This window comes from Nonomuraea cypriaca (assembly GCF_015645445.1).
GTDB classification, from domain to species: Bacteria; Actinomycetota; Actinomycetes; order Streptosporangiales; family Streptosporangiaceae; genus Nonomuraea; species Nonomuraea cypriaca.
Window position 1 is genome coordinate 1 of the sequence record NZ_JADOGI010000003.1, and the last position, 11697, is coordinate 11697.

Annotated in this window: 12 protein-coding genes; 4 read left to right on the forward strand and 8 right to left on the reverse strand. The window is 72.0% G+C overall.

Translation table 11 applies throughout. The features are described from left to right. Positions 1-1437, reverse strand: a 1437-nt coding sequence (locus ITP53_RS01670) for an MFS transporter (protein ID WP_195893465.1), incomplete at its 3' end; no start/stop codon positions are given. Between the two features lie 201 nt (positions 1438-1638). Here ITP53_RS01670 and ITP53_RS01675 point away from each other — a divergent pair. After that, on the forward strand, positions 1639-2196 hold the full coding sequence (locus ITP53_RS01675; protein WP_195893466.1) for a CGNR zinc finger domain-containing protein: 558 nt from the start codon (positions 1639-1641) through the stop codon (positions 2194-2196). Positions 2197-2198: 2 nt separating this feature from the next. Here the strand turns inward: ITP53_RS01675 and ITP53_RS58960 are convergent, their stop codons facing one another. From ITP53_RS58960 to ITP53_RS01710, 7 genes are read right to left on the reverse strand one after another with little or no spacing between them, the layout of a single operon-like run. Continuing rightward, entirely contained in the window at positions 2199-3338 is a 1140-nt protein-coding gene (locus ITP53_RS58960; RefSeq protein ID WP_195893467.1) for an acyl-CoA dehydrogenase family protein, read from the reverse strand. 1 nt (position 3339) lies between these two features. Then, complete coding sequence (locus ITP53_RS01685; RefSeq protein ID WP_328813683.1) at positions 3340-4950, reverse strand: AMP-binding protein; 1611 nt, start codon at positions 4948-4950, stop codon at positions 3340-3342. Then, entirely contained in the window at positions 4947-5897 is a 951-nt protein-coding gene (locus tag ITP53_RS01690) for a transketolase family protein (RefSeq protein ID WP_195893469.1), read from the reverse strand. The genes ITP53_RS01685 and ITP53_RS01690 overlap by 4 nt, the downstream gene beginning before the upstream one ends. Then, positions 5894-6790, reverse strand: coding sequence for a transketolase (locus ITP53_RS01695; RefSeq protein WP_195893470.1), 897 nt, complete (start codon positions 6788-6790; stop codon positions 5894-5896). The genes ITP53_RS01690 and ITP53_RS01695 overlap by 4 nt, the downstream gene beginning before the upstream one ends. Positions 6791-6805: 15 nt before the next feature. Next, complete coding sequence (argC, locus tag ITP53_RS01700; protein ID WP_328813686.1) at positions 6806-7822, reverse strand: N-acetyl-gamma-glutamyl-phosphate reductase; 1017 nt, start codon at positions 7820-7822, stop codon at positions 6806-6808. A 56-nt stretch (positions 7823-7878) separates the two neighbouring features. Further along, positions 7879-8739, reverse strand: a complete 861-nt coding sequence (locus tag ITP53_RS01705) for a RimK family alpha-L-glutamate ligase (RefSeq protein ID WP_195893472.1) — start codon at positions 8737-8739, stop codon at positions 7879-7881. 2 nt (positions 8740-8741) lie between these two features. Next, positions 8742-8927 carry a lysine biosynthesis protein LysW gene (locus ITP53_RS01710; RefSeq protein ID WP_236050326.1) on the reverse strand — a complete coding sequence of 62 codons (186 nt, stop codon included), beginning with the start codon at positions 8925-8927 and terminating at the stop codon, positions 8742-8744. Positions 8928-9164: 237 nt separating this feature from the next. Here ITP53_RS01710 and ITP53_RS01715 point away from each other — a divergent pair, with 237 nt between their 5' ends. From ITP53_RS01715 to ITP53_RS01725, 3 genes are read left to right on the forward strand one after another with little or no spacing between them, the layout of a single operon-like run. Continuing rightward, a complete protein-coding gene (locus ITP53_RS01715; protein ID WP_195893473.1) occupies positions 9165-9992 on the forward strand; it encodes a family 3 encapsulin nanocompartment shell protein in 828 nt (275 codons plus the stop codon). Continuing rightward, a complete protein-coding gene (locus tag ITP53_RS01720; protein WP_195893474.1) occupies positions 9985-10929 on the forward strand; it encodes a sulfotransferase in 945 nt (314 codons plus the stop codon). The genes ITP53_RS01715 and ITP53_RS01720 overlap by 8 nt, the downstream gene beginning before the upstream one ends. Next, complete coding sequence (locus tag ITP53_RS01725) at positions 10914-11684, forward strand: SDR family NAD(P)-dependent oxidoreductase (protein WP_195893475.1); 771 nt, start codon at positions 10914-10916, stop codon at positions 11682-11684. The genes ITP53_RS01720 and ITP53_RS01725 overlap by 16 nt, the downstream gene beginning before the upstream one ends. Positions 11685-11697 lie beyond the last annotated feature (13 nt).

Sequence of the window (11697 nt, forward strand, 5' to 3'; positions counted from 1 at the left end):
GGGGCATGCCCCCCGCGTGCTAGTTGGCGGACACCGCCTCTGGAGCAGGGGCGGCCGGGCAGGGGCGGCCGGCTTTTTGGTCGCGGGGATGAGGAAGGACAGGGCGGCGATCAGTACTGACAGGCCGGCGGCCAGCCAGAATGCCGTGTGGAACGCCTCGATGCCGGAGCCCGCCGCGAGGCCGGAGGCTGTGACGCCGATCGCCAGCCACAGGCCGACGCCGAGCTGCCTGCTGGAGGTGTAGAGCCCGGACGCCAGACCCATGCGCGGCCCCGCCACGCCATAGGTCGCGGCCACCGCGGTGCTGATCATCATGACGGTGACGCCCAAGCCCTGCAGCACGCCACCGGGCACGATGTGGATCCAGAGCGAGCCGTCCACGGGAATCCCCGTCAGCAGCAGTGAGCCCGCCGTCAGGAGCACGGCGCCGCCGATGAGCACGGGACGCGCGCCGCGCGTTCCGGTCATCTGCGCCACGTTCTTGCTGGCCAGCACGACCACGAAGGCCTGCGGGAAGAACGCGAGCCCGGTCTGGATGGCCGAGTAACCGAGCACCTCCTGCATGTAGACGCTCATGAAGAACGTCGAGATCGACATCACGCCGCCGGACAGGAACGCGATCGCGTTGCCCGCCGTCACCGCGCGGTTGGCGAAGATCGACAGCGGCACCAGCGGAGTGGAGACCCGGGCCTGCAGCCACACGAACGCGACGAGCAGCACGCCGCCCACCGCCAGCGGCCACACCACGCCCGCCGAGCTCCAGCCCTGGTCCGCGGCGACGGTCAGGGCGTACATGATCGCGCACATGCCGACCGTGACCAGCGTCGCGCCGGGCAGGTCCACGCGCCCGCGCCTGGCCACGCCGTGGTCGGCGTCCAGGCGCTTGAGCGCGCGGGCGATCAGCAGGATGCCGATCGGCACGTTGACCCACATGACCGAGCGCCACCCGAGGTACTCGGTGAGGATGCCGCCGAACAGCACGCCGCCGGTGAAGCCGGCCGACGCGACCGCGCCGAAGATGCCCATGGCCTTCGCGCGTTCCTTGGCCTCGGTGAAGCCGGACGCGATCAGCGCCAGCACCGCGGGCGAGACCGCCGCCGCCGTCAGGCCCTGCAGGGCGCGCGCCACCACCAGCACGATGGGATCCGTGGCGAAGCCGCCCACCAGGGAGGCGGCGGTGAAGAGCACCAGGCCGCCGACGAACAGGCGCTTGCGGCCGAACAGGTCGCCCAGCCGCCCGCCGAGCAGCAGGAACCCGCCGTAGAACAGCGCGTACGCGCCCACCACCCACTGGAGGGCGGCGTCGGTGAAGCCGAGGTCGCGCTGGATCGACGGCAGAGCCACGTTCAGGATCGCGAAGTCCAGCGTGAGCATGAACTGGGCGGTGCAGAGCAGGCCGAGCGGTGGACGCCGTACCGTCTCTGAGGTTTCCGACATTGTCCTTTTCCTTCCTGGATGAGACCACGCTTGGCGGCGGCCGGGACGAGCCCGCCACGGCCGCGGGACCTACTGGGGGACGTGTGTGACGCGCCGGTGCGGCAGCCGCGCCTCCTCTCGCCGCCGCTTCGACGGATGCGGTACCTGATGCCGCGGCACCGGCTCTACCGGCGAAACAGTTTTGCCGGTAATATCGGCGGCATGAAGGGACAACCTGGAGACAGGGCGATCGCGCCCGGCCGACTCGCGCTCGTGCAGTCCTTCGTGAACAGCATCAACGTCGAGTTCGGGCCCGATTACCTCGCCACCGTCGAGGGGTTCGCCACCTGGCTGGACCGGCACGGCTTCCCCGGCCTGGAGCCGGGAGAGCTCGACCGGCGCGACGCGGTGACCTTCAGGGAGGCGCTGCGCGCCCTGCTGCGCGAGCACAACGGCGGCGACCCCGACCTGCCGGCCCGCGGCGCCGTCGAGCACATCGCGCGCGGCTGCCCGCTCGTCGTGGACTTCGACGAGAGCGGCGCCCTGCGCCTCGGCCCGACGCTGAGTGACGTGCGGGGCGTGTTCGCGACGATCCTGGCCGCGGTGTCCGAGGCCGCGATCGAGGGGTCCTGGCAGCGGCTCAAGGCCTGCCACGCGCACCAGTGCGAGTGGGCCTTCTACGACCGCTCGCGCAACCGCACCGGCCGCTGGTGCTCGATGGAGGTCTGCGGGACCCGCTCGAAGATGCGCGTCTACCGGGAGTCGAAGAAGCACGCCTGAGGTCACGGGGCGTTCTCCCTGCCGAGCAGGCGCCGGGCCACCACCAGTTTGGTCGCGGCGGCGGTGCCGTCCGCGAGCTGGAGCCCGATGACGTCCCGCAGGCGCTGCGCCACCGGCCCGTCCTCCGACCAGCCGAGGTGTCCGAGGGTCAGCAGCGCCTGGTGCGCGGCCTCGACCGCCGCCTTCGGCGCCCACCACTTGGCCATGTTGGCCGCCTCCCTCGGGTCCAGGCCCACGTCGGCCCGCCACAGCGCCTCGAAGGCCACCAGCCGCGCCGCGTGGAGCAGCGTCGCGTGCTCGACCAGCGGGAACGACACCGCCTGGAAGCGCCCGAGCACCTGGCCGAACGCCTCCCTCGTGGCCGCGTGCGCGATGGCCTCGTCGAGAGCGGCCCTGCCGACGGCGATGGCCATCAGCGCGATCAGCGCCCTGGACACCCCGAACCCGCGCATGACCTGGCCGAAGCCGCGGCCCACGCCGCCGACCACGTGCTCGGGGCCCACCCGCAGGCCGTCGAGGACCAGCCGCCCGCGACCGCCGGACCGGCAGCCGAGGTCCTGGAGGAGTTCGCGCTCGACGCCGTCGAGGCCGACGTAGAAGGCCGTGATCCCGTACGGTCCCGGCTCGCCGGTGCGGGCGAAGAGCAGGGCGTGGGTGGCGTACGCGGCGGACATGATCGACGTCTTCTCGCCGGTCAGGAGCCACCCGTCGCCGTCGGGCTCCGCCCGCGTCTCGATCGCGGCGGCATCGGTGCCGTGCCCGGGTTCTGTGAGGCCCAGCGCGAGCACCGACTCGCCGCGGACGATCGGCGGCAGCCACTCGGCGAGCTGCTCAGGGCTGCCGTTCGCGGCCAGTACCCCGCCGACGAGGGCGGCGTTGAGCACCGGGAAGCACACGGACAGGTCGGCCGCGGCCAGCTCCTCCAGGACGATGCCGGCGCTCACCGCGTCCAGGTCCTGCCCGCCGTACGCCTCGGGCAGGCGCAGCGCGAACAGGCCCTCGGCGCCCAGGTCCGGGAGCAGCCCGGGGCGGTAGGAGCCGTGTACGTCGCTCTCGCGCCGGTAGGGCGCGACCCGCTCGGCCGCGAACTGCCTGGCCTGCTTGGCGAGAGCATTCTGCTCAGGGGTGAAATCGAAGTCCACGTCAGTTCCTCAGCGCGTCACGGAGGGCGAATTTCTGGATCTTTCCCGATGGGGTGCGGGGCAGGGACGGCACGATCTCCAGCCGCTCCGGCCAGTACTGCTTGGCCATGCCGAGCCCGGTCAGATGGACCCGTACGTCGTCGAGCGTCGGCGGTGCGCCGGTCGCCACGACGACGGCGCAGGCGCGCTCGCCCAGCCGCTCGTCCGGATAGCCGACGACCGCCACGTCCCTGATGGCGGGGTGCCGCAGCAGGGCGCCCTCGACCTCGACGACGGGGATGTTCTCCGCGCCGCGCATGACGATGTCCTTGAGCCGGCCGGTGATGCGGATGCCGCCGTGGCCGTCGTCCCGGGCGAGGTCGCCGGTGTCGAACCAGCCGTCGGCGGTCACCGACGCCGCGTACACCTCCGGGCGGCGGAAGTAGCCGAGGCACTGGGACGCGCCGCGTACCTGCAGCAGACCCTGCTCCCCCGGCGGCACGGGGTCGCCCCCGCGGTCCACGATCCGGATCTCCATGCCGGGCACGACGATGCCGTCGCTCTCGGCGGCACGCAGCGGCGGGTGCTCGGGGCGGGTGATGGTGACGCAGCCGTTCTCCGACATGCCCCACAGTGCGTAGACCCGGCAGCCGAGTACCTCGCCGGCGTCCTCCACCAGGCTCGGCGCGATCGGCGCGCTGCCGGTGGCGAACGTCCTCAGCGCGCTCAGGTCCCTGGGATCCTCGCGCTGGGCCTCGATGAGGTCGGACAGAAACGTGGGCGCGCCCATGAAGAACGTGACCGCCCGCTCCCGCAGGATGTCCAGCATCCGCACCGGGTCCCAGGCGTCGACCTGAACGGCGGTCGCGCCCAGCAGCAGCGGCATGACGAAGTTCCACGTGTAGCCGGCCTGGTGCGTGGTGGGCGACCCCATCGCGGTCACCTCGCCGGAGGTCAGGCCGAGCACGTCCGCCTGCGCCCGGTTCATGGCGTGGAGGGTGTTGTGGGAGTGCACGACGCCCTTGGGTTCACCGGTCGTGCCTGATGTGAAGATGACCTGGGCGGGGTCGTCGGGGCCGGCCTCCAGGGCGCCGAGGTCGGCGGCCGGCGGCTGGTGCTCCAGCAGGTCGCGGTGGAAGTCGAGGGCTCCGGGTCCGCCGCCGACCAGCACCCGGTGGCGCAGCGTCGGGACCGCGGCGGCGACCTCCGCGCTCATCTCCGCGTAGGAGAAGCCGCGGAACTCGGCCGCCGCGATGTAGACGGGACTGCCGGTCAGCCGGGTCATGAACTCGACCTCGCGCCTGCGCATGATCGGCACGATCGGCCCGGCCACCGCACCGATCCTGGCGCAGGCCAGGATCGAGACGACGAGCTGCCACGAGTTCGGCAGCTGCAGGCTCACCACGTCGCCCGGCCGCACGCCGAGCCGCAGCAGGTTGCCCGCCAGCCGGTCGGTCAGCACGGCCAGCTCGGCGTAGGTCACGGTCACGGCGTCGCCACCCTGGTAGCAGACCAGGGCGGGCTTGGCCGGATGGGCGGCGACGGCGCGGCGCAAATCATCGAGGATCGTCTCCTCGCGCCACCACCCGGCCGTACGGAAGAGCTCTCCGGTCGCGATGCTCGTCGCGGTCACCACACGTCCTTTCGTCCGAGGGCCGACCTGGCCCGCTCGACAACCGCCGCGGCCGTGACGCCGGCCCGGCGGAGAAGGTGGCGCTGGTCGCCCGCGACCGAGACGAAGGCGTCCGGCAGCGCCACCCGGTGCACCCGGATCGGCATGAGCTCGGTCAGGGACTCGGCGACCGCGGCGCCGAACCCGCCGTGAGCCCAGTGCTCCTCCACGGTGATCACCAGGCCGGTCGCGCTCGCCCACGCCGCCAGGGTGGCCACGTCCAGCGGCTTGACCGTGTGCACGTGGAGCACGCTCGCCCGGATGCCGTCCCGCCCCAGCAGGTCCGCGGCCTCCAGCGCGGCCAGCACCGGGTATGGTCCGCAGGCGGCGATCGTGACGTCCAGGCCGCGGCGCAGCACCTGTGCCCGGCCGAGCCGTACGGATGGGCCAGGCGGCAGGTCCGGGGTGGGCCCACGGCCGAGCCTGAAGTACACCGGCCCGCTCGTCACGACCGCCTGGCGGAACAGGGCGGCGGTGGTGGCGGCGTCGCCCGGCGCCACCACGGTCATGTTCGGCAGCGTCCGCATGACGGCCAGGTCCTCCAGCGCGTGGTGCGTGGGGCCCAGATGGCCGGCCGACACACCGGAGTGGGTGGCCGCGATGAGGACGGGCAGGCCGTTCATCGCGATATCGATCTTGACGGCCTCGACGGCTCGCGAGGCGGCGAACGCGGCCATGGTGTTGACCAGCGGCCGGCGCCCCTCCTTGGCCAGCCCGGCGGCGGCGCCCATCATCGTGTGCTCGGCGATGCCGAGGTTGACGTACCGGTCGCGGGCGGGGCCGAAGTCGACGCCGGCGAACAGACCGGTGTCGGAGTCCAGGCAGACCAGCCGCTCGTCGCCGGGCAGCAGCGCGGCCACCAGGTCGCGATAGACCTCCCGCGAGGAGAGGACCGCCGTCCCGGTCATGCGCGTTCCCTTTCCGAGCCCAGGGCCCTTTCCGAGCCGAGGGCCCTATCCGAGCCCAGGGGGCTTTCCGAGCGGAGGGCGGCGAGCGCCCGCTGGTGCTGCCGCTCGCTCAGGCGGGCGTAGTGGCTGCGGACCTGGCCCTCCACGAACGGCAGGCCCTTGCCCTTCACGGTGTGCGCGATGATCAGGGTGGGCCGCCCAGGCACCGGCGGCGTGCCGAGCGCCACGGCCAGTTCCTCCATGTCGTGGCCGTCGGCCTCGCGCACCTGCCAGCCGAAGGCCCGCCACCGCTCGGCCAGCGGTTCCGTACCGCCGACCGACTCGGTGTCGCCGGTGATCTGCAGGCGGTTGCGGTCCACGACGGCGACCAGGCCGTCCAGCCGGTGGTTGGCGGCCACCGCGGCCGCCTCCCACACCGAGCCCTCCTGCAGCTCGCCGTCGCCCATGACGACGAAGCAGCGGCGGTCGGCGCCGTCGAGCCGGAACGCCAGCGCGAAGCCGATTCCCAGCGCCAGGCCGTGCCCGAGCGAGCCGGTCGGCATCTCCACGCCGGGGATCTCCGGGTGGGGATGCGCCATGAAGTGGCTGTCCGGCAGCGCGTACTCGGCCAGCCGCTCCTCGGGGAAGAAGCCGGCCTCGCAGAGCGTCGCGTACAGGGCGAGGCCGCCGTGACCCTTGCTGAGCAGCAGCACGTCGCGGTCGGGCGCCCCGGGGAAGCGGGGATCGACGCGCATGACGCGGAAGTACAGCGTGGCCAGGATCTCGACGAGCGACAGCGAGCCGCCCGCGTGGCCGCCCTCCGGCCCTGCGCACATCCCGACGATGTGCTCCCTGACGCGGGCGGTCGTCTCGGCGGACGCAAGCGCGTGCGGCGTGGTGGAGACGATGGTCATGAGCTACTCCTTGGATCAGTTCGGGTGCAGGCCGCTGAATTCGAGCCCGAGTGCCTCCGGCATGCCGTACCGGACGTTCATGCACTGGACGGCGTTTCCCGCTCCGCCCTTCACCAGGTTGTCCAGGGCCGAGATCACCGTGACGTGGCTCGCGCCCTGCTCCAGGGCGAAGCCCACGTCGCAGAAGTTGGAGCCGGACAGGATCTTGGAGTCGGGGAACCGGTGCAGGCCGCGCCGGTGGGCGACGACCCGGATGAAGGGCTCGTCCCCGTAGCGGGCGCGGTAGGCGCCCCGGATGGCCTTCTCGTCCACGCCGGGCGTCAGCGACGCCTTGCACAGGAGCTGCACGCCCCGCACCGCCTCGACGCCGGTCGCGGTCATGCTGACGGGCAGGCCGGTGGCCTGCGTGATCTCGGCCTCGTGACGGTGCCGGGTGGGGGCGAAGACCCTGAGGGCACCGCTCCGCTCGGCGTGCAGGTTCTCGGGTCCGGCCTTCGCCCCCGCACCGCTGGAGCCGGTCTTGGCGTCCACGGTCAGCGAGCCCTGGATCAGCCCGGCCTCGGCGAGGGGCACGAGGGCCAGGATCCCGGCCGTCGCCATGCAGCCGGGGACGCTGATCCGACTCGCCGTACGCAGCCGCTCCCTGTGCAGCTCGGCCAGCCCCTGCACGAACGTGCCGATCAGCTCGGGAGCCTCGTGCGGCACGCCGTAGTAGTCCTCGTACACGAGGGGGTCGTGCAGCCGGAAGTCGCCGGACAGGTCGATGATCGTGTCCGCCAGTCCGATGAACTGCGGCATCTTGCGCATCGTCTCGCGGTGCGGCGTCGCCAGGAACAGCACGTCGCAGTGGTCGAGCTCGTCCTCCGTGCAGAAGGCCAGCCGGGTGAAGCCGCGCAGGTTCGGATGGACGCCGTCGATCGGGCGTCCGCGCAGGCTGCGCGACGTGGCCGCGGCGAACTCGACTCCCGGGTGGGAGATGAGCAGCCGCAGCAGCTCGCCGCCGATGTAGCCGGCCGCTCCGACGACCGCCACGCGCAACCTGCGATCATGAACAGCGTTGAGTCCGCCTGCGGAGTGAGAGTTGGCGTTCATTCCGTCCTCTCGATGAGGTGGGCCGCGATGGCGTCGGCCACGTCGGTGTGGGAACCGTGCGCTTCCTGGAAGCCTCTGAACTCCACGCGGTCGTTGACCTCGAGCACGGTGACCGAGCCGTCGCCGTCCTCGATGAGGTCCACGCCCGCGATGTCGGCGCCGACCGCGGCCGCCGCGGCGATCGCGAGATCGGCGTGGTCGCCGGAGAGCGAGAGCCGCTCGCTCACCGCTCCTCTGGCCACGTTGGTGCGCCACTCGGTGCTGCGGCGGTAGGTGCCGCCCAGCGCCCGGCCGCCCACGACGATCACGCGGATGTCGCGGTCCGCCTTGGCCACCTGCTCCTGCAGGTAGATCACGTGCGCCTGCGGGGAGGGCAGGGCCTCGACGTGTTCGAGCACGGCCGTGGAGATCTCGCGGTCGGTGACCCGGGTGACCAGCCGGCCCCAGGAGCCGATCAGCGGTTTGATGACGGCCGGGTAGCCGAGCTTGTCCAGCGCGGCCAGCGCCGACTGCGGTGTGAACGCCAGGACGGTCCTGGGGGTCGGCAGTCCCGCGCCGAGCAGGGCCGCCGAGGTGTGCCACTTGTCGCCGCTCACCTGCGTGGCGCGGGAGGAGTTGACCACGGTCGCCCCGGCGGACTCCAGGGCGCTCGCCGCGTAGAGCGCCCTGAAGTGGCCGACTTCACGGTTCAGCACGAACCTCCCGGCCCAATCCGCTCTGTCGGGATTCCCCGCGACGAACAGCGAACGAGAGTCGAGATATTCGTACGAGGCGCCGCGCCGTTCGAGCGCGGCGATGATCGCTTTTTCCTCGAATCTCACCCGTGACGCGAGGACGGCAAGGCGTGACGCCGGCATCGTCACTCGCCCCAGTCTTCCTCGACCTCGGGGGCGAGAACGAGCGCCGGGGGCTCGACCGAGGCCATCTCCAGCTCGCTCCGGCAGTCCGGGCACTCGATGATCTCGCCGGACCGCGCGTCCGCCTCGATGGGCACCACAGCCGCGCACTCCGGGCACTCCGCCGCCGCTTCCATCACCTTCTGCATCAGGTCGCCCCTTCCGAATTAGGTGCATTGCATTTCACTGGCGACGGTAACCCGGTCGCCCCGGAAAACTCCAACAAATACTGCTGCTCACAGTGAAAATGGCCGCTTATATGCAGGCACCAATAATTGCGCGCTGATTACCGGATAAGCAGAGCTACTGGTCAGGGGCGTAAAAACATTGACTCCGCCGCTTACGCTCACACGGTAATCATTCATTCCCGTGGAAAGTGAGTTCTCATGCTGACGACTCCCGGACTTGAAACCGAGGCCACCCCGGGCGGGCTGTTCGCCTCGGCCGTCGCCGAAGGGGCCGCGTCGGTGCCTTTCCGCAGCCATCTGCCGGCGGCGTTCCCGCTGTTCGCCACCCGGCCCCGCTACACGGTGCGGCACCTGCTCAGAACCGCGGACGTGGCCGACGAGCCGTACACCTTCGTGTACGAGCCGCCGCAGGGCGAGCTCGGCGCCGCCGGGACGTCGTACGCGGCCACTCCCGAGGCGGCGTTCGCGCCGCGGCTGGCCCAGGCCAGGCTGACCGACCTGAGCGTCACGATGCCGATCCCCGGCGACCTCATCCACGACCCCGCCCTGCTCGCCCACTACATCGACTTCCGGGTGCTGGTCCGGCTCTCGGTCGTGGAGAACGAGTCGCTGCTGCACGGCACCGCCGACGGCGCGATCACCGGGCTCCTCGCGCAGCCGGGCACCCGGCACACCAGAACCGGGAAGACTCTGGAAGAGGCCGTCACGACGGCCGCCGCGCTGGTCGAGGAGACCGGCGGCTCCTGCGACGGCATCGTCGCGCACCCGGCCGTCTACTGGGAGCTGGTCCGCCTGGGCGCGCTCTCCCGGCTGGCCACGGCCGGCATCAAGGTGTCGCGGACCCGTATGATCCCGCGCGACCGGTTGCTGCTCGGCGACTTCAGCGCCGCGGCGACGCTGCTGCTCCCCGGCGTGGCCGACATCACGCTGGACGGACCCACGGTCCGCGCCACCACCCGGGTGGGGCTGGCCGTGCGGTTGCCCCAGCACCTGATGACGCTGTCGTGGGGCGGTGACCATGGCTGACCCGCGAGTTCTGTACATCACCGGCTGGATGCGCTGCGGCAGCACCCTGCTCGGCAACGTCCTGGGAGAGCTTCCCGGCGTTCTGCACACCGGCGAGCTGCACTACCTGTGGCGCAACGGTGTACTCGGCGCGGGAACCAACTCCACCTGCGGCTGCGGCAGCGGCGTGACCGCGTGCGATCTGTGGTCGCGCGTGCTGGCCGCGGCCGGCGACGACCGCCACGAGACGGCGCGGCGGATGGTGCGCGCACAGCGGTCGCTGCTGCGGACCAGGCACACCCGCGACCGGCTCGCCGAGTCCGGCGGCACGGCGAGACCGGCGCCCGGCCTCGACCCGACCATGGGGCGGACCGCGGCGATCTACCGCGGCCTCGCCGGTCTGGGCGCCGAGCGCCTGATCGTGGACGGCTCCAAATACCCGGCCGAGGCGGCCGCCCTGCTGGGCCGGTCCGACCTCGACGTCCGCGTGCTCCACATGGTCCGCGATCCGCGCCCGACCGCCTACTCCTACAAGCGGGCCAAGGACTACATCGACCCGATGAGCCCGGCCCGCAGCAGCGGGTACTGGACCGCGTTCAACCTCGCGTCCGAGCTGATCGGCCGCGCCCGTCCCGACCGCTATCTGCGGGTCAGGCACGAGGACCTGTGCCGCGACCCGAGCCGGGTGGTCACCGCGGTCATGCGCTTCGCGGGCCTCGACGGCGAGCCGCCGGTGGACGAGTCCGGCCGGCTCTCGCTCGGCAGGAACCACACCGTGACCGGCAACCCGGACCGGCTGTCGAGTGGCGCGGCCGTGATCCGCGCCGACGAGCGCTGGCGCGCCGGGCTGACCGTGCGGGAGATCGCCGCGGCGACCGGCCCGGCCCTGCCGCTGCTGGCCCGCTACGGCTACCCGCTCCTGCCGATCAAGGAGGCCCGATCGTGGATCTGGGGCTGAAAGACCGCGTCGCCCTCGTCGCCGCCTCCAGCAGCGGGCTCGGCCTCGCCGTGGCCAGGGCGCTCGCGGCCGAGGGCGCGAACCTCTCCATCTGCGGGCGCGACCCGGACAAGCTGGCCCAGGCCCACGTCGAGGTCAACGCGATGGGCCAGGGAGACGTGCTCAGCATCCCCGTGGACCTGCGCGACGAGCGGGCCGCGGCGAACTGGGTGCGCAAGACCGCCGCCACCTTCGGCCGGATCGACATCCTCGTCACCAACACGGGCGGCGTGCCGTTCGGCCCGGTGGACGCCTTCGAGGTCGCCGACTACCGCTCGGCCGTGGACGCCAACCTGCTGCCGCACGTCAGCCTCACGCTCGCCGCGCTGCCCGTGCTGAAGAAGGGCGGCTGGGGCCGGATCTTGATGATCGCCTCGGAGTCCGTACGCCAGCCGCACCCAGAGAGCGGGCTGTCGTCGGTGGCCCGGCTCGGCCTGCTCGGCTACATGAAGGGGCTGGTGCACGCGCTCGGCCCGAACGGCGTCACCGTCAACGTCCTGGCGCCGGGCTTTCACCGGACACCCATCCTCGACGTGCAGTTCGGGGCGGACGTGGAGGCTGAGCTGGACCGCGTGGCCGCGCGAATCCCGATCGGGCGGGTCGGGAACGTGGCCGATTTCGGCGCGGTGGCCACCTTCCTGGCCGGCGAGCAGGCCTCGTACATCACCGGAACGGTGCTGCTCATCGACGGAGGCAACACCCGTGGCATCAGTTGAGGAGGAGCCGAAG